The sequence below is a fragment of the Citrobacter sp. CK191 genome (genome assembly GCF_030333435.1).
GTDB lineage: Bacteria > Pseudomonadota > Gammaproteobacteria > Enterobacterales > Enterobacteriaceae > Citrobacter_B > Citrobacter_B koseri.
Genome location: NZ_JAOWFX010000031.1, coordinates 535,096 through 561,522 on the forward strand (window position 1 = coordinate 535,096; position 26,427 = coordinate 561,522).

Here is a 26,427-nt window from a genome sequence, read left to right on the forward strand (position 1 = left end):
TCCATAACGGAATTTAATCATGAACGGTGTAAACAACCGGACAGGAAAACGCCTGTCCGGCGCTGATCATCTGCGCCAGTCCGTCAGCGACATACTGACCACTCCCGTCGGAAGCCGCGTTCTGGTACGAGACTACGGCAGCGATCTCTTTTCGCTGGTGGATAACCCCCGGGATGACCTGACGCGTCTGCGGATAATTGCTGCATCAGCGACAGCGCTGGCCCGCTGGGAAACCAGACTGAAGGTGACGCGCGTACTTGTCTCTTTTCCTGAAGGTGAGTCCGGCTTTGTGCTGGATATCGAGGGGATCAACAAGGAAACCAATTTACCGATGAGCACCGGAGGCATACCCATTTATGGCAAGCAGCTATGACGTGATCAACCTGTCCGAACTGGCCGTACCGGATGCCATTGTGGTGCCGGATGCCTCGGAGATTTTTTCCCGCTGGCTGGCGCGACTGCGGGAGCTGGACAGTGAGTTTGATGCGCTGGTGGAGTCTGATCCGGCATACAAACAGGGAGAGGTGACAGCCTACCAGTTAACGCTGGCTTTTCAGCGTGTCAATGACGCAGTCCGGGCAGTATTCCTGGCCAGCGCAAAAAAAGACGATCTTGATCAACTCGGCGCGGCATTCAATGTTAAACGGCTTGTTATTGATCCTGGCGATCCGAATGCCGTTCCTCCCGTGGACCCGGTTCTGGAGGATGACAATGCCTTTCGTGAGCGTATCCAGCTTTCCTGGGCGCAGCTGAACACTGCCGGCGCGCGCAACGCGTACCGCTTTCATGTCAAATCGGCCAATAACGATGTGCTGGACGCGGATGCCTACGGGCCGGATACCCACAACCGTCCCGGTGAAGTGGATGTGTACGTTCTGTCGCGAACAGGAGACGGCACGGCGGGGGAAATATTGCTGGATGCTGTCAGGAGCAATCTGAGCGCTGATGAAGTCCGGCCGCTGACTGACTTTGTGACCGTTAAAAGTGCGGAGATTGTCAGGTATGCAGTGACTGCCGAACTTGAAATACCGGACGGCCCTGACGCGCAGACTGTTCTGAAGAATGCGACTGATGTTTTGCGGGCCTACACCATCCTTTCTCACCGAATAAAAGCCGTCGTCCCGCTTTCAGCAATCTATGCCGCGCTGCAACAGTCCGGTGTTGTCAGGGTGAAACTGATTTCCCCGGTCGCAGATCTGGAGGCTGAAACCGGTAAGGCACCGTGGTGTACCGCGATTAACGTTACGCGAGAAGAGGGAAACGGCAATGGCTGATAAATTTCGTTCCCTGCTGCCGCCTGGCGCTTCCGGGGGAGAAAGAGCACAGGAACAGGCCACAACAGAACAGATTACTGCGCTGGATACCGACATGGTGCGCAAGGTGAAGAATGCTGACGACTGTCCTGCGCATCTTCTTCCGTGGCTTGCGTGGGAAAGTGCCGTTGATTTCTGGGATGACAGCTGGACGGAGGCGCAGAAACGCCAGGTGATAAAAGACGCTCCCTACGTTCACCAGCACAGGGGGACAGCGGGAGCGGTTCGCCGCTCGCTGGGCGCCATAAATCTCCCGACCACGGTTGTGGAGTGGTGGGAGGATACACCGCGCGCGGCACCGTACACGTTCAGGGTTGAAGTTCACAGCAATCAGGGGGTGAGCGATGCCCTTTATTACCAGATCCGGCAACTGACGGACCGGGCAAAAAACCTGCGCAGCTACCTGAGCCGGATTGATGTGATCGCAAATATAGGTATGGATGGTTCATTTTATATTTCGGGTGCGACGACAGCACATATCGATGTAGATATTTTTGCCGAGGAAACACATGGCTGATTACTATTCTATTATCACAAACCGTGGTAAAGAGCTGGAAGCGGAAGCGCTGGCCAGCGGCACTGTTATCGTTCTGTCCTGGTTTGTGGTGGGTGACGGCAACGGCAAACTGGTTAAGCCCAACCCGGCGCAAACCCGGCTGGTGAATGAAACATACCGGGGCAGTATTGCCGAACTGGTTGTTTCTCCCGACCAGTCAAACCAGTTAATGGCTAAAATCGTGCTGCCAACGGACGCAGGAGGCTTTACTGTCCGGGAAGTGGGGCTGCTGACTGATGCCGGTGAGCTTTATGCTGTGGCGAACTGCCCGACGATCGATAAGCCGGTAGGTGGCGTCAGTGTGAACATGCAGTTTCGCCTGGCTGTATCCGACACATCAAATATCACTTTAGAGGTTGCGACGGGAGACGGGCTGTTTCTGCGCATTGACCAGAACCTGAAAGAAATTAAAGCGCGGGGGGCAGCAGCACAGAAGGCGTCACGGGAATCGATCGGCGTTGTTGATGCGACGACAAAACAAAAAGGGCTTGTCCAGCTTAACAGCGCGACGAACAGCACCAGCGAGACTCAGGCAGCAACTCCGGCCGCAGTAAAAGCGGCGAATGATAATGCTAATGGTCGCGTTCCAGTCGAAGTTCGCGGGGTTATTCGCGATGGTCAGACAATGGCTTCAGCTAATGAAACAGGGTGGTATCGTGTTGCAGTTGTAAATACGGCTACTGTTTCTGACTTTCCTAAATACCCGAATGGAAACTACTTATACGGCTATGGTTATGTATTTGTTGTCGTTTCTGAAAATACATGGCTTCAGCATTATTATGCCCATCATGGTGAGGTAGCTTATCGCCAGGATTGGAACGCGGGGCCAACAGTCACCGTTGGGTGGGACATTGATTATAACACTGCTAACAAACCAGTTGAATCGTATCCAGTTGGTGCCCCCATCCCTTGGCCGTCAGACGTGACTCCTGCAGGTTATGCGTTAATGCAGGGGCAAACGTTTGATAAGAATGCGTATCCGTTGCTTGGGGCTGCGTATCCATCAGGCGTTATTCCCGATATGCGCGGGCAAACCATCAAGGGTAAACCTGCCAGTGGTCGTGCAGTGCTGTCCCTGGAGCAAGATGGTATTAAGTCGCATAACCACCCCGCATCTGCTGCAAATACTGATCTCGGGACAAAAGCAACAACGTCATTCGATTACGGTACTAAAACATCATCGCCTTTTGACTATGGTACGAAAACTACCAACAGTACAGGGGCGCACACCCATACATTCAAAGGTCCAAAATTTGAATGGAAAACCGCGCCTGCTAATGGTGCCTGGGAAATGGGCATTAATACTGACACTACAACGACATCTTCTTCTGGAGCTCATTCCCATACAGTAGGTATCGGTGCCCACTCTCATACAGTAGGCATCGGTGCTCACTCTCATAACGTTACTCTGGGCGCGCATAGCCACGCAATTACAGTTTCCGCAGCAGGTAACGCAGAAAACACGGTAAAAAACATCGCATTTAACCACATCGTGAGGCTTGCATAATGGCGTTTAAAATGGCTGGTTCAGACCGGATTATTACCATCTATAACCTTTCCGCAGATACAAACGAATTTATCGGTAAAGGTGATGGCTTCATCCCGGCGCATACGGGTTTACCTGCATATTGCACTAATATTGCCCCGCCTGATGTGCCGGATGGCTTCGTTGCCGTGTTCGACGATCAAACAGGTAAATGGGGGCTTGTCGAAGATCACCGAGGAAAAACCGTTTACGACATCCACACAGGGCAGGCCATCGCAATTAACAAGCTGGGCAATCTGCCTGATGGTGTTGTTTCAGTTGCCCCGGATGGCTCGTATGTTAAGTGGGATGGTAAAGCATGGGTGCATGATGCAGAGGCAGAAAAACTGGCACTGGTAGCTCAGGCTACACAGCAGAAAGAGAGCCTTCTGGCTCTGGCATCATCAAAAATTGCACCTTTACAGGATGCTGTTGATCTTGGTATTGCAACAGAAGAAGAATCTGCTCTTTTGGTTGAGTGGAAAAAGTATCGCGTATTAATTAATCGCATTACTCCAGATGACGCACCGGATATTAAGTGGTATGAACAACCAGCCTGATGAGATATTGGTGCACGGGGTCATTATGCGTTTTGGGCCTGGGGATATGTCGGATGCTGTTAGAAAAGCTGCCAATCATAGGCAGCGCGTTTTTATACTTTTGCCCGATAAGCTCTAAACTTATATTTGATTTTTTTTATAAGGCAATATTCTCGAATAAAAAAGAATTTAATTTTCTTGCTCGTTTTTTGTGTGCTTAGAAATGGATTTATCGCTTTTTTTATATCGTGAATTTGATCTTTGTTAAAGGAGCAATAGCCATGAACACTTGAACTTATTCTTCTTGCCAGACTAAATGTCAAGTGGACAGAGGGGGCTATAGTTTCAATCTCGCCCTTACATTTTGTGTTAAGTAATTCGTTAAAAACCCCCAAAGCGTATACTATGTCATCGATATCACCTTTCTTTGGGGTGTTAGTTATACTTTCCTGTCTGACTCGATATAAAACAAGCACATCGGTCATACGTTTGACCCTTTTTGATGAAAGATATGTCTTTGGTATTAGGGCTATATCTTCGTAATGTCTGCCAACTGGAAATCGCAATGTATCGAATAGAAACCTTTTGTAAACTCTGGCCCAAGGGAACCATTCGCTTTTTAAAAATGTTTCTCGCAGGTCACTTACTGAATTTATTGTTAAAAGTTCGTTTGCTGATACGATTGATACAGGTGTTATTTTCTCCTTACATCCATCGTAAAATCTGTTCGCGTTAAACTCAACTAAATCAACATCATTGAGTTCTAGTGTCGGTCTGATTTTTTCCCAGAAGGATGAGTCCCAAAGGTCATCTCCGTCCAGAAATGCCAAATATTTCCCGGAGGATGCGTCGATACCTGTGTTTCTGGCAGCGGATACCCCTTGGTTTATTTGAGTGATTAATTTAATAGTGTTCTTTTTGCTTTTGTTTATAAATAGTTCTATCTCTTTAAGAGAATTATCTGTTGAACCATCATTGATTACAATGATTTCAACACTATCATCGATTTGGCTGTATACAGATTGCAAGCATTCATAAATATAATCCTGGCAGTTGTAGCAAGGGATTATAACGCTTAACAAGAAAGGGGCAGTCATTGAGAAGATGTCCTTATTTTATACTGGATTTACTACGCATAAAGCCTCTTGCGAGGCTTATCGTTTTTCTCGTCCTATCACCTTATCAGCCGCCACACGGGACAGAAAGCCGGAGCGGCTACCGTACTCAGGGTGTGCAGCGACAAACTGGTCGATACGTCGGATCAGTAAAGAGGGAAGAGTAACATTGATTTTTTCAGCTTTCCCCATCAATCGCGTAACATCCACATCCACCAGCGCCCATACCACACCAGCATAGTCAGGATCGTCCAGCCAGTTTTCCACACTAGTGGCTTCAGGTACTGCTTCGCCATCTTCCACCAGTAATTCTATATGTGCGTCGATCGCTTCACGTACACTCTCGATTGCGTCCTGGTAGTTATCACCACCAGAAAAACAGCCGGGAATATCCGGTACGCGAACGCCGAAAGATGAATCGCCTTTATCAATAGCAATGGGATATAACATTAAAACCTCCAGTAGGTGGGGCTTAAAGCCCCGCCTGTTTTTTGATGCTTTTCAGTGTTGGTAGCGGTATGTCCTTTTGTGGATGTTTCACCGTTACCAGCCCTTTCTTCGTTGGGTGTTTGAACTGGTGATGACTGCCTTTTACTCTCACCAGATACCACCCATCGGCTTCTATCATTGCTATTGCATTCCTGCTATCCATCCTCCGGCTCTCTGTATTGTCTTGATGGGGTTATAGTAACCCTAAACCAATTTAATGTCAATACTTTTAGGGGTTATAGGGGTTATCATTTGTGAGTGTCGTAGACAGAAAACAGGCCGCGATAATTTATGATGTGGCTGTATGCACGCTCTATAAAAAATTTCCAGCAGGGTGCCGATGAACAAAAAAGCGTTCTCCAAAACTAAGTGTTAATTGCATGAAAATAAACGCAATTACGTGATGTAAAATGCAGATGGAAAACCGTCAAAAAATGAAGGTATCCGCATGAATTAGAAAAAGAAAATGTGGATTTGGTGAGCCTTTGAACTCAGAAGGAAAATAAAAGAAGAGCGGATAGTACACCGATCAGATTTTTTGCCTACTACTAATAAGAAGTAATATCGACTGGATCAATATTACTTGTTGGCCCTGAAAGGCTGGCGACATCAGGGCTTTAATGCCACAATCCTGTTTTCTTCGCATGCAGGATGAATGATGAAAAAAATAGCGATCGTTGGCGCATTTCTGGTCCTTACCGGGTGTGCAGAGGTACAGAATTATAACGATGTGGTGAAGACGCCAGCGCCAGCCGGACTGGAAGGATACTGGCAGTCAAAAGGCCCTCAGCGCAAACTGGTAAGCCCTGAGGCGATAGCCAGTCTGGTGGTGACCAAAGAAGGAGATACCCTGGATTGCCGTCAGTGGCAGCGGGTGATTGCCCTGCCGGGTAAACTGACGCTGCTTTCCGGTGATTTAACCAACGTTACGGTGAAGCGCGAACTCTATGAGATTGAGCGTGAAGGGAACACGTTGGAATATGATGGTATGACGCTGCAACGCGTGGACCGACCCACGACCGAATGCGCCGACTATTTATCGAAACATCCGCTCGCGAGTCAGTTACCGTAAACATTTTCGGTAAACGCTGGCGGTAATCATGTTGATGCCGGGGGCGCTAACGCTTACCCGGCCGGTGTTCTCTCCTGTACTTACAGCACATCTTCAATGACCCATACGCTGACGCAGCCACCGTTGCAGGTAAACGTGGCCTCCCCCTGTTCATCGGTGGTTACGCGCTCTTCCCGATTACCTAAAAAATCACGCCAGGTCTTGTTGGCGTAATTTTCACCTAGCGTAATGGTCTTTTCGCCGTCATCGCCGTTGGAAAGTACGACCACGCAGCCAGGATCGTCGTCTGTACCGCTACGGCTAAAGGCAACGCAGTTGGGGTGGTCGAAAAAGAGCGTCTGGATGCCGTGGGCAAAACGCTGGCGCGCGAGAATCAGTTGATCGAGCTGTTCGATAACGGGCATATCAATGGTGTAGGTTTCGCCGTCGCCACCCGTATCTTCGTAATGTGCGCCGTAGAGATCAGGGTAGAACACTGACGGTACGCCGTTCTCCCGCAACAGGATCAACGCATAGGCCAGCGGCTTAAACCAGGCTTCAACGGGCGCTTCAAGCGCCTGTAACGGTTGGGTATCGTGATTTGCCACGAGCGTTACGGCATGGAAAGGATCGGCTTCCACCAGCGTGTCGGTGAAAATCTGGCTCATATCGTAATCACGCCCCTGACGAGAGGCTTCGTGGAAGTTCATCTGTAGCGGCGCGTCGAACAGCATGGTTTTTCCATCCACCTGATCGATATAGGCTTGTAGCTTGTCCACTTCATGAGACCAGTACTCCGCCACAATGAACAGCGGCTTTGGCGCCACTTCCTGGACGTGTTCTATCCACTCTTTATAAAACCAGGCCGGAATGTGTTTGACCGCATCCAGGCGGAAGCCGTCGCAATGGGTTTGCGCCATTACCCAACGCGCCCAGTATTTGATCTCCTCGGTGACCGCATGGTTGCGAAAGTCGATGTTTTCGCCCATCAGATAGTCGAAATTACCCATCTCATCATCGACCTGGTCGTTCCAGCCGTCGCCAGTGTAGTCGTTGACGATCTTAAAGATGCCGTCTTCGTCCGGGTTTTCGATGTGATCAATACCGCTGAAACATTTGAAATCCCAGATAAACTGCGAATATTGACCGGCGCGGGCAGGGAAGGTGTAACGCGTCCAGCCTTCACATTCGATGATCTCGTCATCGATTTGCGTGCGATCATCTTCATTGACCCGCTGTACGCGAATGGACTCTTTTTCATCCGCGCCCATTTTGTGGTTGACGACCACGTCGAGTAAAACCGCAATGTCATTTTGCTTTAGCGCCTCAATGGCGGCCAGCAGCTGCGCTTTGTCGCCATATTTCGTGGCGACAGATCCTTTCTGATCAAACTCACCCAGATCAAACAGGTCATACGAGTCATAACCTACGGAATACCCGCCGGACGCGCCTTTATAGGCGGGCGGTAACCAGACCATATTAATGCCGATATCATTGAGGCCGCCAGCGCGCTCAGCCAGTTCTGGCCAGAGCTTGCCGCCGTCAGGGTAATACCAGTGGAAGTACTGCAATAGCGTGGGGTTTTTCATCTTCCGTGCTCCAGAAGCCGTCAGGCCAACTTCTGGAGTATGGATGATTTTTCACAGGTGGATAAAAATTATTGATTCAGGTTACTGGGGAACAGAATATTTCCCGCCAGGTTCCCGTATGTCGTGGAGACGGACTGCTGTTTTCCGGTCTGGTCTATAAGCTGACGTAGCTCTTCCATACGGTGCTGCAACAGCGTTTTTAACTCAGCCTCGTTACGGAGTACGGCATTCAGGATCTCTTTTGCCTGGTTTATCAGAAATGTATTGCCGGGAGAGATGGGGTTACGTGCAATACCTTCTACCAGTTGCACATAATTCATCTCCTGCTCAATCAGTTCATCCCATTTCCCTGAATGAGCGAGATCCAACATTGTGATACTAAGGGCATGCAGGGCATGCCAGTCGGTAAGTGACGGGATGAAGTTAGTCATCAAAGGGTATCCTGAACGGGTGAAACCGGTGAGCCAATCTGTTTCCAGGCATCAGCGATATTGGTTAGCAATCCCTCTACTTCAATGATAGCTTCGACGTCGTTATGTAAGTTGGCCAGTAACAAACGACGTATCATGTAATCGTAAAGTGATGCCAGATTGCGGGAAAGGTCTCCTTCAACGTCCATGTTGAGTCCCGCCTTGAGGCCGTTATCAATAATATTGATCGCTTTTGACAGCGCTTCACCTTTCGATAACAGTTCTCCCTGCTCCAGGAATAGTCGTGCCCTGACGAGAGCGCTTAGTGCTCCGTCAAAAAGCATAACAATCAGTTGGTGTGGGTCGGCACTCATTACCGCACTTTCCACCCCGACTTTTTGGTAGGAAAGAACACCACTTTTACTATACATATCAGTTCCTTAACTGCTGGATGAGCTAAACTGCTGTGTCAGGTAGTTTGCAGTATTGTTCATCTGACTGATCAACTTATCCAGTGAGGTGAACTGTGCTTTGTAGCGCGCCATAGTTGCTTCTATGGAGGCTTCCATCGCGTCATAGCGCTGTTCTAATGTCTTGAGCGTTTTGTTGATGCCATCCTGCGCGTTTTTAATAACCCCGGATTGATCGACGGAGGTATCCAGCATTTTGGTCAACATATTGTTCATTTCTGTAGCAAAACCTGTCGTTTTGCCATCGCCGATAAAGTATTCCTGAACCGCCTGTGGGTTATCAGTTAATGCTTTCGTTAGCTTAGTGCTGTCTATTTTCAGGTTACCTGTCGAACCGTCGGCGCCGGTCACCGGATCCTGAGTAATACCCAGTTGAGATATAATGGCGTAAGCGCCGCCTTGTACATCCGTCAGCAGACTGCGTAATTGCGATTGAATGGAACGCACGTTGGTGTCGCCCATTAACGCACCGTTAGTTGCTGACTGATCTTTGCCCTGCTCAACTTTGACGTACTTCGTCACGCTGGCGATGGTTGACTGTAGCGCATTATAGGCTGTTACCCAGTCATTTATTGCTTTGCTGTTCTCTTCTGTTGCACGGGTTAATTCCAGCGTTTCGTCGGCGGTGCTTTTATTCTTCAATGTCAACGTGACGCCTGGCAGCGCATCAGAAATGATATTACTTGAACGTTCAAGTTCGACGCCGTTCACTGTCAGTTTTGCGTTCTGCGATGCGGTCTGCTCGGTTAGCGCATTTGTTGAAGCATCGTGACCGATAACCTGCTGGAGCGTGTCGTCACCGGTTACCGTTACGGTCATGTCTGAGTCCGTACCCGTCGTTTTTGATGTCAGCATCAGACGATAGTCGCCGTCAGAAGCCTTCATTACCGTGGCGGAGACGTTACCATTGGCATTATTAATGGCTTTCGCAATACCGTTCAGGCTGGTGTCGGAATCCGACAATGTAATTTCTAAAGGATCTTTGGTTCCCGGCTGCGTAATCGTAATTGTGCGCGTACCGTTCGTCGTTGTTTCGCCCAGTTTTGTTGTGTTGCTGTCAATCTTGCCGGACATCAATACCTGTGCTTTGGCAACCTGACTCACGTTGACTGTGTAGCTTCCGGCAGTAGCTTCACTGGTTGTTGTGGCAGTGAATGCCGTGTTAGTGCTGCTAACGGTTGTCGAGTTCCAGGTTGTTGTTTTACCCAATGCCGCAGTGGCAGTCTGCAGATTGGTTAATGCGCTTTGTAACTTACCGTACGCGCTCAACTGGGCGTTATAGTTTGTCTGCTGAGTTGTAATTGATGTTAATTTTGTTTTTTCAGCAGCTTCCAATTGGTTGTAGAGCGTCGTCAGATCCAGATTAGAGCCAACCCCCAGGTTACTAATAGTAGGCATGTCTTTTTTCCTTAAAGTCTTGGGTGTACAGCTCTCTGTATCGGCAACTTTTGGTGAAAGTTTACATTGACCGTAAAAAAATAATCGGCAGAAAAGGGCGGGGTGAGAAGGGCATATAGAGGGATTGTTTTTGTTTTATTTTTATACAAAACAATCGTGTTCTTGATTCTAAAAAATGTGAAAACTGCATTTAATTACCTTTAAAAATAATTAGTTAAAAGTTTTTGTCGTTTATTTCTAAAGTACTGTGAAGTTGCGCCGATACCCTTGTTGACGGTGAGAGACGCCGTGAGTGTTCGGCACCGAACTTAGAACCCATTTTTGAAGGAATTAAATTATGGCAGTTATCAATACTAACCTGATGTCACTGACCACTCAGAACAACCTGAACAAATCTCAGTCTGCTCTGGGCACGGCTATCGAGCGTCTGTCCTCTGGTCTGCGCATCAACAGCGCTAAAGACGATGCTGCTGGTCAGGCGATTTCTAACCGTTTCACTTCTAACATCAAAGGCCTGACTCAGGCTGCGCGTAACGCTAACGACGGTATCTCCATTGCTCAGACTGCTGAAGGTTCTCTGAACGAAATCAACAACAACCTGCAGCGTATCCGTGAGCTGGCTGTTCAGGCTCAGAACGGCACCAACTCTGGTTCTGACATCGACTCCATTCAGTCTGAAGTTAACCAGCGTCTGGACGAAATCAACCGTGTTGCCAGCCAGAGCCAGTTCAACGGCATTAAAATCCTGGCAGGTACTGACTCTGCTACAACTATCTCTATCCAGGTTGGCGCTAACGACACTCAGAAAATCGACATCACCATTAATGGCAACAGCGGTTGGAACAAATTTGATTCAACCGGTACTGCTGGTGTTACTACGGGTCTGGCTTCTGGTGAAACGCGTAGCGTTACCACCAAAGGTTTCGACGTTCTGGCTACTGACGTGCTGTCCTCTATCGATACTGCACTGAAAGCTGTTGATACTCAGCGTTCTGACCTGGGTGCGATTCAGAACCGTTTCGAATCCACCATCTCTAACCTGAACAACACCGTAACCAACCTGTCTGCTGCACAGTCTCGTATTCAGGATGCTGACTACGCAACTGAAGTTTCCAATATGAGCCGCGCGCAGATCCTGCAGCAGGCTGGTACTTCTGTACTGTCTCAGGCAAACCAGGTTCCGCAGACTGTTCTGTCCCTGCTGCGTTAATCGCACGGACCAGCCTCTTTATAAAACCAGTCTTCGGACTGGTTTTTTTATTCCCGCGCAGATACCACGAATAAAGCAAAAATTAAGTCTCTTCTTACGCCATTAAAAATATCCCACTCCTGTACTGTAAATCTGGTCATTACTGTAAAGAGATTACCGGCGGGAGCATTAATTTTGGGATTGCCTACAGAGTCAGATAAGAGCTACAGCATTTGCTATTCCACCCCGGGCCATATCAGGGCTGTTAACCATTTGTATGGCGTGACAACGCCTGTCCTTGATACCGCCAGAGTGCTTGAACTGGGCGCAGGGGAAGGTTATACACTGTATTCGCAGGCGCTGATGTATCCCAACTCGCGCTTTGTCGGCGTGGAGCTTGAGAGCGAAAACTCTCTTTCTTCGCAACAGGCTCTACTGGGCAGTGCGCCGGATAACCTGGCACTTTTTTCACTTTCTCTTGATGACTTACTCTGCCAGGATATCGGTGAATATGATTATATTATTATTCATGGCAGCTTTAGTTGGTTGAGTAATGATATTCGCGACCAACTCCTTGCGTTTTGCCAACAGCATTTAAGCCCTCAGGGGTGTATTGCCATTGAATGGGAATGCCATCCTGGTGCAAAAATAAACGAGATTATTCGCGACGCGGTACAAATTCATAGCAGTCTGGCGAATGATATCGAAACGCAAATCGCCAGTTCCCGGGCAATGTTAAGCTGGTTAAAGCTAAACGGCGTCACCGGGGAGGCTGCATTTTTAAAAAGTAGCGATACATTATCAGATTTGCTGATTAGCCATAGCCTTCTGCAAACACCAAACGAGTACCGTTACTTGCTTGAATTTGCGGGTGTGATCGAGACTTTTGGCCTGGCTTATGTCGGCGACTTACTACCATGGACAGAGCTTGCGGCGCATTATGATGAAAAGATCCAACATCTACACAATGTGCTCAGTCCACTCAATAACAAAATTCTGATCCAACAGTATCTTGATTTCGCAGTGAATCGCGGCACGCGTTTTAGCCTGTTGACCCATAGCGACAATGCGCAAACGGTGTCTGTGTTGCCGGACCTGACGAAACTGAAAGATCTGCGTTGGGCAGGAAGTTTTCGCCGTCAGTCTCTGCAAGGAAGGATTCTCAACACGTTAACCGCAAATAGCGAAACGCCTGTCTCTACGGATGATATCGCTACGCTGGCTCTCCTTGATGCTCTCGGCGACGGCTGGCCCTCAAGCCTCACTTTCGAACAGCTCGTTTATAACGTTCGTCAGCCCGACTTAGAGGATAAAGCATGGCGGGAGGATATCAGCCAGTCACTGTCGGCTCTTTTTTTGAAAGGGTTACCTGACTTACATTTCTCTCTGGATAAGAGCGTTTACGATACCTGCCAGGCGGCGCCGGCACAGTGGGTGGCGGCGACAAGAGGTAAATATGCCATTAACCGCTGGCATGAAACTGTAGAACTGAATGACGAAGAGCTGTCGGCGATGTCTGCTCCGACGCTGGTGGTAACGGCGCAGAATGCGCAAATCTTGTTTAGTCTGGTTAAGAAGGGGATGGTGGCGGCTGCTCCCAAAGCCTGGCGGGCTTTTTTGCAGCAGCTTATCGGCCATTTTCCGGCTGAAGAAACCTGGCCCCTTGTTTTCTCGCTGATTCTTTATTCCGGTACGGAGGCCAACGGCGGCTTTTTACCTTCCGCCATAGCAACGCCGGGCAAGAAAAAGACATCCATGCCGGCTTTGGCCCCGGTGGAAGAGGATTTTCATCGACAGCTAGAAAAGTTAATGCAGGAAGGCAGATTCCAGCAGGCGCGTGCGAGCATTGAGCGGTTGGTTGCACAGAGACCAGATAATGTCCATGTGCACTATCTTCTGGCAAATTTTTATTTGCGTACTTCCGATTATGACGCCGGGCTGAAAGCCAGTATGTCGTTGCTCTCGTTGCAGTCGAGTAGCTGGCGTATTTTTTATGAGCTCTCCGCTATTTTTTATCGTAAAAACTGGCGTTGGCAAGCAGGGCGTCTGGCACGGGCGATCTTGCGCGCCGAACCTGGGTATGCTGCGGCATGGGATCTTCTCAGTTCTCTTTACCGTGAAATGATGGAATATACGCTGGCGGAAATGTGTTCGCGTAAAGCAATAGAGATAGAACCGCGTTCTGCAGGCATTATTGAGAATCTGGGAACGATCCTTGGTGATCAGTCAAAAATGAGCGAGGCGATCCCTTATTTACGCCGTGTGGTCGAGCTGGAGCCGGGTAATTTTAATGCCTTCACCAACTTACTGTTTGGACTGACGCACAGCACAGAGCTTACAGCGCAGGATCTGCTGGAAGAACATAAGCAGTTTGGCCTGGCCGCTGAACGTTGGGCGAGTAAACAGCCGTTTACTATCACTCATACGCGCGAAGAGAAATCTCGCTTACGTATCGGATTTGTTTCTGGAGATTTTGGCCGCCACCCGGTGACGAATTTTCTCGCGCCGGTCTGGTATTCGCTGGATCGCGATCGCTTTGAAATATACGGTTACCAGAACTCCCCACTACAGGATGAGGTAACCGAGCGACTGATGGAGAGTGCCTGCGTATGGTCAAAAGTCACACATCTAAGCCACCTCGAATTTGCTGAGCAGGTTAAAAGGGATGGAATTGATATCCTTGTCGATCTCTCCGGGCACACTGGTTATAACCGTTTGCCGGCTTTTGCGTTAAAACCAGCACCTGTCCAACTTTCCTGGATCGGTTATCCCGGAACCACGGGAATGGCGACGGTAGATTATTACCTTATTGATAGTCGTTTTGCGGAACCGGGCGTTCTGGATCCTGCCTTTGTTGAAAAATTAATTTATCTTCCAGCGGTTCAGCAGTTCCATCCGAATAAAGAGAGCCCTGATGTTGGTCCATTGCCTGCGCTGAAAAATGGCTTTATCACTTTTGCCAGCTTTAACCGCCCGAAAAAAATCAATGATGAGGTTGTTCGCGTCTGGAGCAAGATCTTGCACAGCATACCTGAGGCTCGTTTGCTTATTGGCTATATGTCTGACAGCAATATGGTTAACCATTTCAGAATGTTGTTTAAAGAGCAGGGCATTAATGAGGAACGGTTGCTATTCAGGCAAAAGATGTCGCTGCATGAGTATCTGGCATTACATAACGACATTGATGTTTTGCTGGATACCTTTCCTTATACCGGGGGAACGACGACCTGGCATGCGATCTGGATGGGTGTTCCTACATTAACTATTGCCGGGGACACCATCGCTTCCAGACAGTGCAGCGCCGGGCTGAATTTTTGTGGGCTGCAGGATTTTGTGGCCGTTGACAAAGAACAGTACATCGCTAAGGCGGTTTTGTTGTCTGAACAAACCCATGCGTTGGCTGAGTTGCGCCAGTCGCTGCGTTCTCGCCTGAAAGAGAAGAGTGTATCTCAGGTGCGAGAAGCCATTTATTTCGAGCGGGCTCTGGAGATTATCTGGCAGCGTTATTGTCAGGGGTTGCCGCCTGCGCCAGTGGTGATTAATAGCGATACATAATGGGCGAACTGGTGTGAGTGAGGCATTTACGGCGAAGAGGTTATGTAGGGCTGGTGGGGGAAGAGAGTGAATAACACATTGACTGATGCTATAGGTGGATATTTCCCCCTCGAAACGGCGTTAATAAGCCAGACGTTGTATTCTGATGCGCAGTGTTTCAGTTCTGCGCGTGCGGCCTTTTATGCTCTATTGAAAAAAGGGCAACCTTCAGCGCTCTGGATGCCTCGCTGGATCTGCAATGCAATGTTATCGCCTGCCGAAACGTTAGGTATTCCCGTACGTTTTTATTCTCTGGACGCCGCGTTTGCTCCTGCGGACGATCTTCAGCCAGAAAACGGTGACTGGGTGCTTGCGGTTAACTATTTTGGCCTCGTCGATAACCTGGCTCAGTCGCTCATGGAACGGTTTAATCCACAGCAGATCGTCTGGGATCACTCTCAGGCCTTTTTCTCCGCGCCGCAACCCGGTCTGGCAACGATCTACTCACCCAGGAAATTTTTCGGCGTTCCCGATGGCGGGATGCTGGCTGGTGAAATACAGGTGGATATCCCTCCGACAGGGGAATCAGGTTCTCTTCAGCGCACTGAGCATCTTCTTATTCGCCTGGCGCAGGGCGCAGAGGCTGGCTACACCGCCTACCGACAGGCAGAGCAAACGCTGGAGGAACTACCGGGGGAAGGCATGTCTATGCTGACTCATCGTTTATTAGCCGGGATCGATTATCAAGCCTGTGAGCAGCGACGCCTTGAAAACTACCAGTACCTGTATCAGCGTCTTGCCTGTATCAATGCGCTAAATTTACCTGCCAGGCCAGAATGCGGCCCGCTTTGCTACCCACTACTGACTGAAAATGAAAATCTGCGCGAAGCGCTTCGTCAGCGCCGAATTTTTATTCCTGTTTACTGGCTTGATGCCTTGCAAAGAGTGAGTGTCGATTCGATTGAGCACCGTTACATCAGACACATCCTACCGTTACCTGTGGATCATCGTTATGGACTGGATGAAATGCAATCTCTTGCAGATTTTGTGATTGCGTATCTCTCATATACCGGGGAAGGTTCTGATGAAAAAAATTAATGTCCTTATTTTCCCTTGCGGTGCAGAGAATGCGGGTGAGATTTATAGCGCGCTGCGCTATTCCGTCCATATTGGTCTGCTGCTAGGGGCATCGAGCGTAAGCGATCACGGGGAGTTTCGTTTTCCCGATTATGCCGGTGATATGCCCAATATTCATGCTGACGACTTCGACGCGCAATTTCTGCGACTGGTGAAAGAGAAGCAGATTGATGTCGTTTTCGCTACGCATGATTCTGTCGCGTTAAAACTTGCACAACTTAATGAACCCCGGCAGCACTACTTTTTGGTTAATGGCGATCGTCAGGTAACGGAGACGCTACGTTATAAAAGCGCTACCTATGCCCTATTTGACGATTGCCACTGGGTCCCTCATCGATACTGCGATCTTGCAACAATTGACGACTGGCCGGCGATCGTAAAACCAGACTGTGGACAGGGGGGAAATGGTGTACAGCGAGTAAATAACCGCCTGTCTCTGGAACAGGCGATTGAATCCGTCGCGCAGGCGATCGTGGTGGAATATCTGCCGGGAGAGGAGATCACCGTCGACTGTTTCACTGACCGAAACCGCCGTTTGATTTGGGCTGGGCCTCGTACCCGTGAACGTGTTCGGGCGGGTATCAGCATGCGTTCACGAGAGGTCGTTCTTGACGATGAAATAACCGACATTGTCGAAACGATAAATGCGCGACTGGCGCTTCGTGGCCCTTGGTTTGTACAGCTAAAACGCGACAGAACAGGGAAATGGAAACTGCTGGAGGTGGCCTGCAGGATTGCTGGCGCAATGGTTTTTCAGCGTGCCAGAGGGGTGAATTTACCGCTTATGGCTATCCATGACTTTATGGGACGCGATGTTGTCGCTCTCCCGGAAATGAGTGTCGGTATCGTTGATCGGGCCATTGTGTCCCGAACGCGAAGTGAACTCAACTATCAGCGAATCTATGTCGATCTTGACGACACCCTCATTATCGATGGTTTTGCGGTACCTGCCGTCATGGCGTTTTTATACCAGAGTCGGGCGCAGGGAAAAGCCATTACGCTGATTACTCGCCATGCGCAAAAACCTGAAGAAACCCTTATGTGCGCAGGGGTTGCGTTGAACCTTTTCGATGAGGTCATCCATCTGACTTCTGGAGAGCGAAAGTCAGAATATATACAGCCAAACAGTTTGTTTATTGATAACTATTTTCCTGAGCGGATGGATGTCCGAACGCTGAAAGATGTGCTCGTTCTGGATGTTGATGCCGTTGAGTTTTATTTGCGCTAAGAGAGCCTGTTATGTTGACTGACGAGCAAATTGCCGATTTTTGCCATGCGTTTATCGAGAAAGCCTCACCTCGTTATATCTTTGGACTGACGAGTTATGGTATTGAAATGGCAAAGGTATTTAACGTTGAGGGCATCATTGATAATAAAACAACGCAAACTCAGATTGACGGGTTTCCGATTATCTCTCTAAGTCAGGTTCCTTCGGACGCGTTGATTGTTTCTTCGATTATGGATGGCCGCCCGGTATCGGCATGGCGAACGCTGTCGGCAGCGGGACATAAACAGATCGATTACTTCAGCTTTTATCGCTATTTCAGCCACCTGTTAAGCAAGCCGACCTGGTATCATCAACCCGAATTTGTGCGCGACTACGCCGAGAACCGTGAAGCCTATGAGCGTATCCGTGCGCTCCTTGCGGATGATATTTCAAAGCGCACTTTTGACGATATCATCAACTTCAGGCTTACCAACAAGCTACAGTTTCTTGCGCAGTATAATATTTGCCTGAACGATCAGTACTTCGATCTGCCCTTTATTGGCGAATATGCCGAACATTTTATTGATTGCGGTAGTTTTGACGGCGCCACTTCCGTTGAGTTTATGCGTCGATTTCCCAGCTATAACACAGTATGTATCTTTGAACCAGAACCGCGCCAGGCGCAGAGTATTCAACAGGCGATGCAGGGCAGGGAAAATGTTTATGTTTATCCCTGTGGCGTCTCGCACAGCCAGCAGAAGCTGAGTTTTTCTTCCTCGGGGTCGACTTCGCATGCGAGCGAAGACGGGGGGATCGATGTTGAAATGGTAGCCCTTGACGATGTGTTAAAAGGGCGAGTGACGTTCATCAAAATGGATATCGAAGGTTTTGAGTCACAGGCTCTGGAGGGAGCAAAACGGATTATTCGTCAACAGCATCCACTGCTTGCCGTCTGTTGCTATCACAAACCTGATGATTTCAGAACATTGCCTGAGCAGGTGCTGGGTTATCGTGAGGACTACGACATCTACCTGCGTCACTATACGGAAGGGCTACTGGAAACCGTTTACTATTTTGTCCCCAGAAAAGGTGCACAATGAAAATCGGCATTATGCAGCCCTATCTATTCCCTTACCTGGGATATTTTCAACTGATTAATGCGGTCGATCAGTTTGTAATTTATGATGACGTAAATTATATCCGTCAGGGCTACATTAATCGTAATACTATTTTGATGGGGAACTCTCCTCAGCGCTTTACCGTTGCTGTGCCGGGCGCTTCATCTTTCAAAAAAATAAATACGTTAAGCTTTGACGTTAATGTTGCTAAGGTGCTGAAAACAGTTCATCAGGCGTATCATAAAAGGCCATATTTTGAACCAGTTTTTAGTATTGTTGAGAAGGTGTTGACCGCCGAGCAGCGCCAGATTCCCATGCTTTGCCAGTATGCGTTTAAAGAGATATTTTCCTGGCTTGGCATTGAAGTGTCACTTCACATGGCTAGTGATTTGAATTATTCACGTGATGAAACTGCAAGCGGGAAGGTGATGAACATTTGCCGAACTCTCGGTGGAGACCATTATATCAATAGTCCTGGTGGGCAGCATCTTTATCATTCTGATGAATTTGTCGCTCAGGGGATGAAACTGTCATTTATTAAAATGGATGATGTTCATTACCCTCAGGGTGGGGGTAAATTCCATGCCGGATTGTCAATTATTGATGTGCTAATGAACTGCTCCCCCTCTGAGGTGAAAGTGTTATTGGGGCAGTATCAGTTAATTTAATGCGGTGCGATGCGCTTTCGTTTATCGGTGCGGGCGGAGAAATTATGGATAAGAACATTTTTGTTACCAGTCCTTTATTGCCACCTCTTGATGAGTTTATTCCTTATCTGGAAGAAATATGGCAAAACAAACAATTAACCAATGCAGGTCCATTTCACCAGCAACTTGAAGAGGCGCTGGCGGAATATCTCGGCGTTGAACATTTGTGCCTGTTTGCAAACGGTACGCTGGCGTTGCTAACTGCGTTTCAGGCGTTACGCATCACAGGTGAAGTGATTACCACGCCGTATTCCTTTGTGGCAACGTCGCATTCGCTACTGTGGAATGGCTTAAAACCGGTTTTTGTCGATATTGACCCTGTCACCTGTAATATGGACCCACGGAAAATTGAAGAGGCAATCACGCCGCAAACTACCGCTATTTTGCCTGTCCATTGTTATGGCATCCCCTGTGACACAGCGCATATTCAGCAGATTGCTGATATTTATGGTCTGAAAGTGATTTACGATGCAGCACACGCTTTTGGTGTTAAGCGGGAAGGGACAACCATTTTGCGCGAAGGCGACTTATCTGTCTTGAGTTTCCATGCCACAAAAGTATTCAATACGATAGAAGGCGGAGCGATTATCTGCCATGATAAAAAAACGAAACAACGCATTGATTATTTGAAAAACTTTGGTTTTGCCGGGGAAACCACCGTTGTGGCGCCTGGCATAAATGGCAAAATGAATGAAGTTCAGTCAGCGTTTGGTTTATTGCAACTTCGCCATATCGATAAAGCATTAGCTGAGCGCGCGGCGCTGTTTGATAACTATAAAACACTCCTGGCTGATATTCCTGGTATCTCACTGCTGATCCCGCCGGATAATATTGCATGGAATCATGCTTATTGCCCAATTATGGTTTCGGATGCGTTTCCTGTTTCGCGAGATGGGGTTTATGATTTATTAAAGTCCCACAATATTATGCCCCGTCGTTATTTCTACCCATTAATTAGTAGCTTCCCAATGTATCGTGCGCTGGAGAGCGCCAGACAAGATAAACTTAAAATTGCGCAATTACGTGCAGATGAAGTCCTTTGTTTGCCTCTCTATCCTGGCCTTGAGAAAGAGGTACAGGTAGAAATTGCTTCATTGTTAAAAGGAGTGAGCGAAAATGTGAGTAGTGACTCATCAGCGTTGAAAACTGATGAGATTTTTGCCGAGCGCGTTGCCTGATTTTTAGATCCCCTGAGGGGAATTGGGGGTTATAAATAACGGTAACCCCCAAATAACCCCTCATTTCACCCACTATTCACCCGATTAAAACCCCTCCAGAATCGGATAATCATGCCGATAACTCAACTAACGCAGGGCTGTTTATCGTGAATTCACTGTATACCGCTGAAGGTGTAATGGATAAACACTCGCTGTGGCAGCGTTATGTACCGCTGGTGCGTCACGAAGCATTGCGCCTGCAGGTGCGTTTGCCGGCGAGCGTGGAACTGGACGATCTGCTACAAGCGGGCGGTATCGGGTTATTGAATGCAGTTGACCGATATGACGCTCTGCAAGGAACGGCATTTACCACTTACGCAGTGCAGCGTATTCGTGGAGCGATGCTGGATGAACTACGCAGCCGTGACTGGGTGCCGCGTAGCGTCCGGCGCAATGCTCGCGAAGTGGCGCAGGCGATGGGGCAGCTGGAGCAGGAATTAGGGCGCAACGCGACGGAAACTGAGGTGGCGGAGCGGCTGGCGATTCCTGTGGAAGAGTATCGTCAGATGTTGCTTGATACCAATAACAGCCAACTCTTCTCTTATGACGAGTGGCGGGAAGAGCATGGCGATAGCATTGAGCTGGTGACGGAAGAACACCAGCAGGAAAACCCGTTACAACAGCTCCTTGAGAGCAATTTACGCCAGCGTGTGATGGATGCGATTGAATCGTTGCCAGAACGCGAGCAGCTGGTGTTGACGCTGTATTACCAGGAAGAGCTCAATCTGAAGGAGATTGGCGCGGTGCTGGAAGTCGGCGAGTCACGGGTAAGCCAGTTGCACAGCCAGGCCATCAAACGTCTACGCACCAAGCTGGGTAAGTTATAAAGGGCGATCGTCGTCGCCCCTTAATAGTGCCGCACAACGTATTGACTACCAGGAGTTCTCATGACGGTGCAGCAATCTAAAAGACGGCCACTAAGCCGCTACCTCAAAGACTTTAAACACAGCCAGACGCATTGCGCTCATTGCCATAAATTGCTCGACAGGATCACGTTGGTTCGCCGGGGGCAGATTGTCAATAAAATCGCGATTTCCCGCCTGGATACGCTGATGGACGACGCACAATGGCAGGAGGAGCAGAAGGAGTGGTCGGCGCTGTGCCGTTTCTGCGGCGATCTGCACTGCAAAGAGCAGAGTGACTTCTTTGACATCATCGGTTTTAAACAATTCTTGTTTGAGCAAACCGAAATGAGCCACGGCACCGTGCGTGAATATGTCGTGCGCCTGCGTCGCCTGGGCAACCATCTCACCGAACAGAACATCTCTCACGACCTGCTACAGGAAGGTTTTCTTGATGAAAACCTGGCCCCGTGGTTACCCGAAACCAGCACCAATAACTATCGGATCGCGCTGCGTAAGTACGAACAGTATAAAACGCATACGCATGCCGGACAGATGCAGAAATCATCCCGGATGGCTACTTCTGATATATATTAAAAATGAATAACATGTAGCGGAGTCGTGTTTGTGATTAGCAGCAAACCCTCTACACTACGGTCATTAATGACAACATTCGGGGTAACTATGAAATTAGCACTTCTGGGACGTCAGGCTCTGATGGGTGTGATGGCAGTTGCACTTGTCGCCGGGATGAGCGTGAAGAGTTATGCAGATGAAGGTCTGTTAAACAAAGTAAAAGAGCGCGGCACGCTGCTGGTAGGCCTGGAAGGGACTTACCCGCCGTTCAGTTTCCAGGGTGATGACGGCAAACTGACCGGGTTTGAAGTGGAGTTCGCAGAAGAACTGGCGAAACACCTCGGCGTAAAAGCCTCGCTGAAACCGACCAAATGGGACGGTATGCTGGCGTCGCTGGATTCCAAACGTATTGATGTGGTTATCAACCAGGTCACCATCTCCGACGAACGTAAGAAAAAATACGACTTCTCAACACCTTATACCATTTCTGGTATTCAGGCGCTGGTGAAAAAAGGCAATGAAGGCAGCATCAACACGGCGGCTGACCTGAAAGGTAAGAAGGTCGGCGTTGGTCTGGGAACAAACTACGAAGAGTGGTTGCGCCAGAACGTACAGGGTGTAGACATTCGCACCTATGATGACGATCCGACGAAATACCAGGATCTGCGCGTAGGCCGTATTGACGCTATTCTGGTGGATCGCCTGGCCGCATTGGATCTGGTGAAGAAAACCAAAGACACGCTGGCCGTTACCGGCGAAGCGTTCTCCCGTCAGGAAGCCGGTGTGGCGCTGCGTAAAGGCAATGAAGATCTGCTGAAAGCGGTAGATGGCGCCATTGCCGATATGCAGAAAGACGGCACGCTGAAAGCGCTGTCTGAGAAATGGTTTGGCGCAGATGTGACTAAATAATCGTCATAATTGCAAAAAAAGGCGCTTTAATACGGCGCCTTTTTTATTTCATCCGTTTGAACGTGCATAATAAAAAGAACATCACAACAATGAATACCGGAGGCTTTATGCCACTGCATAATTTAACGCGGTTCCCACGCCTGGAATTTATTGGCGCACCAACGCCACTCGAATACCTGCCGCGTTTATCTGATTATCTGGGTCGCGACATTTTCATTAAACGCGATGACGTAACGCCGATGGCGATGGGCGGGAATAAACTGCGTAAGCTTGAATTTCTGGCTGCCGATGCGCTGCGTGAAGGCGCGGATACGCTGATTACGGCGGGCGCCATCCAGTCGAACCACGTTCGCCAGACGGCGGCGGTAGCGGCAAAACTGGGATTACACTGCGTTGCGTTACTGGAAAATCCCATCGGTACGACGGCGGAAAACTACCTGACCAACGGCAATCGTCTGCTGCTGGATCTTTTTAACACGCAAATTGAGATGTGCGACGCGCTGACCGATCCTGACGCCCAGTTACAGGAACTGGCGACCCGTATTGAGGCGCAGGGGTTCAGGCCGTATGTGATTCCGGTCGGCGGCTCCAGCCCATTAGGCGCGATGGGATACGTGGAAAGCGCGCTGGAAATCGCCCAGCAGTGCGAGGGCGCGGTACAGCTGTCCTCCGTGGTGGTGGCGTCGGGAAGCGCCGGTACGCACGCCGGGCTGGCGGTAGGTCTGGAACAACTGATGCCAGATGTTGAGTTGATCGGCGTGACCGTGTCGCGCAAGGTTATCGATCAGAAGCCCAAAGTGGTCACGCTGCAACAAGCGATTGCTAAAGAGCTGGAACTGACCGCCGCGGCGGACATCCTGCTGTGGGACGACTATTTCGCGCCGGGATACGGAACGCCGAATGAAGAGGGGATGGAGGCCGTGAAGCTGCTGGCGCGCCTGGAAGGCATTCTGCTTGACCCGGTCTATACGGGGAAAGCGATGGCGGGCCTGATCGATGGCATCAGCCAGAAGCGCTTCAAAGATGAAGGCCCGATTCTCTTTATTCATACCGGTGGGGCGCCAGCGCTGTTTGCCTACCATCCTCACGTGTAACTTCCGGGTAGAAAAACACTCATGCAAGAAAGTATCCAACTGGTGATTGACTCGCTGCCGTATCTGCTTAAAGGTGCGGTGTTTACGCTACAGCTGAGTATTGGCGGGATGTTTTTCGGCCTGCTGCTGGGCTTCATTCTCGCGCTGATGCGCATGTCGCCCCTGCTGCCTGTCCGCTGGCTGGCGCGTTTTTATATCTCCATTTTTCGCGGTACGCCGCTTATTGCCCAGCTTTTTATGATCTACTACGGCCTGCCGCAGTTTGGCATTGAGTTGGACCCGATCCCGGCGGCGATGATTGGCCTGTCGCTGAATACCGCAGCCTACACTTCGGAAACGCTGCGTGCGGCGATCTCTTCTATCGACAAAGGTCAGTGGGAAGCCGCGGCAAGTATCGGTATGACGCCGTGGCAAACGCTGCGTCGCGCGATTTTGCCGCAGGCCGCCCGCGTGGCGTTGCCGCCGCTGAGCAACAGTTTCATCAGCCTGGTGAAAGATACCTCCCTGGCCGCGACGATTCAGGTGCCGGAACTGTTCCGTCAGGCGCAGCTGATTACCTCGCGTACGCTGGAAGTCTTTACCATGTATCTGGCGGCATCGCTGATCTACTGGGTGATGGCGACGGTACTTTCCGCGCTGCAAAACTATTTTGAAGAGCAGCTTAACCGCCAGGAGAGAGATCCAAAATGAGTGCGATTGAAGTTAAAAACCTGGTGAAAAAGTTCCACGGTCAGACGGTGTTGCACGGCATCGACCTGGAGGTGAAACCTGGTGAGGTGGTGGCGATTATCGGCCCCAGCGGTTCCGGTAAAACAACGCTGCTGCGCAGCATTAATTTGCTGGAGCAGCCTGAGGCGGGCACCATCAAAGTGGGCGACATTACCATTGATACCGCAAGCTCGTTAAGCAAGCAAAAAGGGCTAATTCGCCAGTTGCGTCAGCATGTGGGGTTCGTATTCCAGAACTTTAATCTGTTTCCGCACCGTACCGTACTGGAGAACATCATTGAAGGGCCGGTGATTGTGAAAGGCGAGCCCAAAGCCGAAGCAACGGCATTAGCGCGGGAACTGCTGGCGAAGGTAGGACTGGCCGGGAAAGAGACCAGCTATCCGCGTCGTCTGTCCGGTGGGCAGCAGCAGCGTGTGGCGATTGCCCGCGCGCTGGCGATGCGCCCGGAGGTGATTTTGTTTGATGAACCGACTTCTGCGCTCGACCCTGAGCTGGTGGGGGAGGTGCTCAGTACGATACGCCAGCTGGCGCAGGAAAAGCGCACGATGGTCATCGTGACGCATGAAATGAGCTTTGCGCGCGACGTGGCTGACCGGGTGATATTTATGGATCAGGGGCGCATTGTGGAGCAGGGCGCGGCCAAACCGTTATTTGCCAATCCTCAGCAACCACGCACGCGTCAGTTTCTTGAGAAGTTCCTGATGCAATAAGTGTTTTTGCGCACTCGCCTGAAATAATCCCGTTTTGGGCGAGTGTATTTAAATAAATATCAATAATACCCGCCTGATTATAGCCGTAATCCCTTTGTGTTCTCCCGCCGGGTGAAACACACCTCAAGTAATTCGCCATCTGACCGATATTTTCTACATATAAACTTCATTTATGTGTTAGCTTGTTTTAAACATTATAATGATTATCAATCTCAGGGGTGTTACCGTTTAGTATGCAGGAAAATGATTTCTTCACCTGGCGACGGAGTATGCTGGTACGCTTTCAGGAAATGGCGACGGCAGAAGATGTCTACACTGAATTACAACATCAGACACAGCAGCTTGAATATGATTATTATGCGCTGTGCGTTCGCCATCCCGTCCCGTTTACGCGGCCAAAAATCTCCGTTCACACCACGTACCCGCAAGCGTGGGTGGCGCATTATCAGTCTGAAAACTATTTCTCTATTGATCCGGTATTAAAGCCGGAAAATTTCCGCCAGGGGCATCTGGCATGGAATGATGCCTTATTTAGCGAAGCGCAGTCGCTATGGGACGCGGCGCGCGCGCACGGTCTACGCCGGGGGGCGACGCAATGCCTGATGCTGCCGAATCGGGCGCTGGGCTTCCTCTCTGTCTCCCGGGCGAGCGCCCGCCATGCGCCGTTTGCACATGATGAAATTGAACTCCGGTTGCAACTGCTGGTGCGTGAGAGCCTGTCGGCGCTGACGCGGCTGGAGGATGAAATGGTGATGACGCCAGAAATGCGCTTCAGTAAGCGAGAGAAAGAGATCCTGAAGTGGACGGCGGAAGGAAAGACGTCATCAGAGATCGCGATGATTCTGTCAATCTCAGAGAACACCGTTAACTTTCATCAGAAAAACATGCAGAAAAAGTTTAACGCGCCGAATAAAACGCAGATTGCCTGCTATGCGGCCGCGACGGGCCTGATCTGAAAAAACGAATGTTCTGCGTGCCAGACGCAAAACCGGCTGAAAGTTTC

27 protein-coding genes and 1 pseudogene are annotated in these 26,427 nt (G+C 49.6%); 21 read left to right on the plus strand and 7 right to left on the minus strand.

What is annotated here, in order from left to right:
- Positions 1-19: 19 nt before the first annotated feature.
- Genes OGV82_RS14240 through OGV82_RS14260 form a run of 5 tightly spaced genes read left to right on the plus strand, consistent with a single transcriptional unit; the run spans position 20 to position 3,954 of the window.
- Positions 20-373, plus strand: coding sequence for a GPW/gp25 family protein (locus OGV82_RS14240; RefSeq protein WP_058667554.1), 354 nt, complete (start codon positions 20-22; stop codon positions 371-373).
- Positions 357-1,274 (plus strand): baseplate assembly protein, encoded by a 918-nt coding sequence (locus OGV82_RS14245; RefSeq protein WP_200098746.1) that lies wholly within the window; start codon positions 357-359, stop codon positions 1,272-1,274. The genes OGV82_RS14240 and OGV82_RS14245 overlap by 17 nt, the downstream gene beginning before the upstream one ends.
- Positions 1,267-1,830: a phage tail protein I gene (locus tag OGV82_RS14250; RefSeq protein ID WP_047463061.1), complete on the plus strand. Its 564-nt coding sequence runs from the start codon at positions 1,267-1,269 to the stop codon at positions 1,828-1,830. Before OGV82_RS14245 ends, OGV82_RS14250 begins: the two co-directional genes overlap by 8 nt.
- The gene (locus OGV82_RS14255) at positions 1,823-3,376 is read left to right on the plus strand and encodes a phage tail-collar fiber domain-containing protein (protein WP_200098744.1); all 1,554 of its coding nucleotides are present in this window, start codon (positions 1,823-1,825) and stop codon (positions 3,374-3,376) included. The genes OGV82_RS14250 and OGV82_RS14255 overlap by 8 nt, the downstream gene beginning before the upstream one ends.
- A complete protein-coding gene (locus tag OGV82_RS14260) occupies positions 3,376-3,954 on the plus strand; it encodes a tail fiber assembly protein (RefSeq protein ID WP_115625635.1) in 579 nt (192 codons plus the stop codon). Before OGV82_RS14255 ends, OGV82_RS14260 begins: the two co-directional genes overlap by 1 nt.
- 92 nt (positions 3,955-4,046) lie before the next feature.
- Here the strand turns inward: OGV82_RS14260 and OGV82_RS14265 are convergent, their stop codons facing one another.
- The 3 genes from OGV82_RS14265 to OGV82_RS14275 are packed head-to-tail and all read right to left on the minus strand — an operon-like array spanning position 4,047 to position 5,700.
- Entirely contained in the window at positions 4,047-5,030 is a 984-nt protein-coding gene (locus OGV82_RS14265; protein ID WP_115625634.1) for a glycosyltransferase, read from the minus strand.
- A gap of 57 nt (positions 5,031-5,087) precedes the next feature.
- Positions 5,088-5,498, minus strand: coding sequence for a type II toxin-antitoxin system HicB family antitoxin (locus OGV82_RS14270; protein WP_047463070.1), 411 nt, complete (start codon positions 5,496-5,498; stop codon positions 5,088-5,090).
- 22 nt (positions 5,499-5,520) lie between these two features.
- Positions 5,521-5,700 carry a type II toxin-antitoxin system HicA family toxin gene (locus OGV82_RS14275; protein ID WP_012906750.1) on the minus strand — a complete coding sequence of 60 codons (180 nt, stop codon included), beginning with the start codon at positions 5,698-5,700 and terminating at the stop codon, positions 5,521-5,523.
- 100 nt (positions 5,701-5,800) lie between these two features.
- Between OGV82_RS14275 and OGV82_RS23000 the strand changes: the two are divergent.
- Both OGV82_RS23000 and yedD read left to right on the plus strand, forming a co-directional pair.
- Positions 5,801-5,881, plus strand: a pseudogene (locus tag OGV82_RS23000) (DNA-invertase); the annotation flags it as partial.
- Positions 5,882-6,195: 314 nt separating this feature from the next.
- Positions 6,196-6,609, plus strand: coding sequence for a lipoprotein YedD (gene yedD / locus OGV82_RS14280; RefSeq protein ID WP_047463076.1), 414 nt, complete (start codon positions 6,196-6,198; stop codon positions 6,607-6,609).
- Positions 6,610-6,689: 80 nt separating this feature from the next.
- On the opposite strand, the gene amyA is transcribed toward yedD, so the two are convergent.
- The 4 genes from amyA to fliD all read right to left on the minus strand — a co-directional run bounded on the left by amyA (position 6,690) and on the right by fliD (position 10,455).
- Complete coding sequence (gene amyA, locus OGV82_RS14285; RefSeq protein WP_047463079.1) at positions 6,690-8,177, minus strand: alpha-amylase; 1,488 nt, start codon at positions 8,175-8,177, stop codon at positions 6,690-6,692.
- A 68-nt stretch (positions 8,178-8,245) separates the two neighbouring features.
- Positions 8,246-8,608, minus strand: coding sequence for a flagella biosynthesis regulatory protein FliT (gene fliT, locus OGV82_RS14290; protein ID WP_012131914.1), 363 nt, complete (start codon positions 8,606-8,608; stop codon positions 8,246-8,248).
- Positions 8,608-9,018 (minus strand): flagellar export chaperone FliS, encoded by a 411-nt coding sequence (gene fliS / locus OGV82_RS14295; RefSeq protein ID WP_012131915.1) that lies wholly within the window; start codon positions 9,016-9,018, stop codon positions 8,608-8,610. Before fliS ends, fliT begins: the two co-directional genes overlap by 1 nt.
- A gap of 9 nt (positions 9,019-9,027) precedes the next feature.
- Positions 9,028-10,455, minus strand: a complete 1,428-nt coding sequence (gene fliD / locus OGV82_RS14300; protein ID WP_153257670.1) for a flagellar filament capping protein FliD — start codon at positions 10,453-10,455, stop codon at positions 9,028-9,030.
- 337 nt (positions 10,456-10,792) lie between these two features.
- Between fliD and OGV82_RS14305 the strand changes: the two genes are divergently transcribed.
- From OGV82_RS14305 to sdiA, 14 genes are all read left to right on the plus strand, one after another.
- Positions 10,793-11,665: a flagellin N-terminal helical domain-containing protein gene (locus OGV82_RS14305; RefSeq protein WP_012131917.1), complete on the plus strand. Its 873-nt coding sequence runs from the start codon at positions 10,793-10,795 to the stop codon at positions 11,663-11,665.
- Between the two features lie 291 nt (positions 11,666-11,956).
- Positions 11,957-15,199 carry an O-linked N-acetylglucosamine transferase family protein gene (locus OGV82_RS14310; RefSeq protein WP_048902382.1) on the plus strand — a complete coding sequence of 1,081 codons (3,243 nt, stop codon included), beginning with the start codon at positions 11,957-11,959 and terminating at the stop codon, positions 15,197-15,199.
- A 243-nt stretch (positions 15,200-15,442) separates the two neighbouring features.
- Positions 15,443-16,276 (plus strand): hypothetical protein, encoded by an 834-nt coding sequence (locus OGV82_RS14315; RefSeq protein WP_101743961.1) that lies wholly within the window; start codon positions 15,443-15,445, stop codon positions 16,274-16,276.
- Complete coding sequence (locus tag OGV82_RS14320) at positions 16,263-17,543, plus strand: ATP-grasp domain-containing protein (RefSeq protein ID WP_047463093.1); 1,281 nt, start codon at positions 16,263-16,265, stop codon at positions 17,541-17,543. The genes OGV82_RS14315 and OGV82_RS14320 overlap by 14 nt, the downstream gene beginning before the upstream one ends.
- A gap of 11 nt (positions 17,544-17,554) precedes the next feature.
- Positions 17,555-18,622, plus strand: a complete 1,068-nt coding sequence (locus OGV82_RS14325; protein ID WP_052194485.1) for an FkbM family methyltransferase — start codon at positions 17,555-17,557, stop codon at positions 18,620-18,622.
- On the plus strand, positions 18,619-19,308 hold the full coding sequence (locus tag OGV82_RS14330) for a WbqC family protein (RefSeq protein ID WP_047463096.1): 690 nt from the start codon (positions 18,619-18,621) through the stop codon (positions 19,306-19,308). Before OGV82_RS14325 ends, OGV82_RS14330 begins: the two co-directional genes overlap by 4 nt.
- Positions 19,309-19,352: 44 nt before the next feature.
- Positions 19,353-20,525 (plus strand): DegT/DnrJ/EryC1/StrS family aminotransferase, encoded by a 1,173-nt coding sequence (locus OGV82_RS14335; RefSeq protein ID WP_052194516.1) that lies wholly within the window; start codon positions 19,353-19,355, stop codon positions 20,523-20,525.
- 146 nt (positions 20,526-20,671) lie between these two features.
- Positions 20,672-21,391, plus strand: coding sequence for an RNA polymerase sigma factor FliA (fliA, locus tag OGV82_RS14340; protein ID WP_024130237.1), 720 nt, complete (start codon positions 20,672-20,674; stop codon positions 21,389-21,391).
- A gap of 60 nt (positions 21,392-21,451) precedes the next feature.
- Positions 21,452-22,003 carry a flagella biosynthesis regulatory protein FliZ gene (gene fliZ, locus OGV82_RS14345; protein ID WP_012131925.1) on the plus strand — a complete coding sequence of 184 codons (552 nt, stop codon included), beginning with the start codon at positions 21,452-21,454 and terminating at the stop codon, positions 22,001-22,003.
- Positions 22,004-22,090: 87 nt separating this feature from the next.
- Positions 22,091-22,891, plus strand: a complete 801-nt coding sequence (tcyJ, locus tag OGV82_RS14350) for a cystine ABC transporter substrate-binding protein (protein ID WP_024130238.1) — start codon at positions 22,091-22,093, stop codon at positions 22,889-22,891.
- Between the two features lie 107 nt (positions 22,892-22,998).
- Complete coding sequence (dcyD, locus tag OGV82_RS14355; protein WP_047463099.1) at positions 22,999-23,985, plus strand: D-cysteine desulfhydrase; 987 nt, start codon at positions 22,999-23,001, stop codon at positions 23,983-23,985.
- 21 nt (positions 23,986-24,006) lie between these two features.
- Positions 24,007-24,675, plus strand: coding sequence for a cystine ABC transporter permease (tcyL, locus tag OGV82_RS14360; RefSeq protein WP_012131928.1), 669 nt, complete (start codon positions 24,007-24,009; stop codon positions 24,673-24,675).
- The gene (gene tcyN, locus OGV82_RS14365; RefSeq protein ID WP_047463102.1) at positions 24,672-25,424 is read left to right on the plus strand and encodes an L-cystine ABC transporter ATP-binding protein TcyN; all 753 of its coding nucleotides are present in this window, start codon (positions 24,672-24,674) and stop codon (positions 25,422-25,424) included. The genes tcyL and tcyN overlap by 4 nt, the downstream gene beginning before the upstream one ends.
- Positions 25,425-25,657: 233 nt before the next feature.
- Positions 25,658-26,380 (plus strand): quorum-sensing transcriptional regulator SdiA, encoded by a 723-nt coding sequence (gene sdiA, locus OGV82_RS14370; RefSeq protein ID WP_012131930.1) that lies wholly within the window; start codon positions 25,658-25,660, stop codon positions 26,378-26,380.
- Positions 26,381-26,427: the final 47 nt, after the last annotated feature.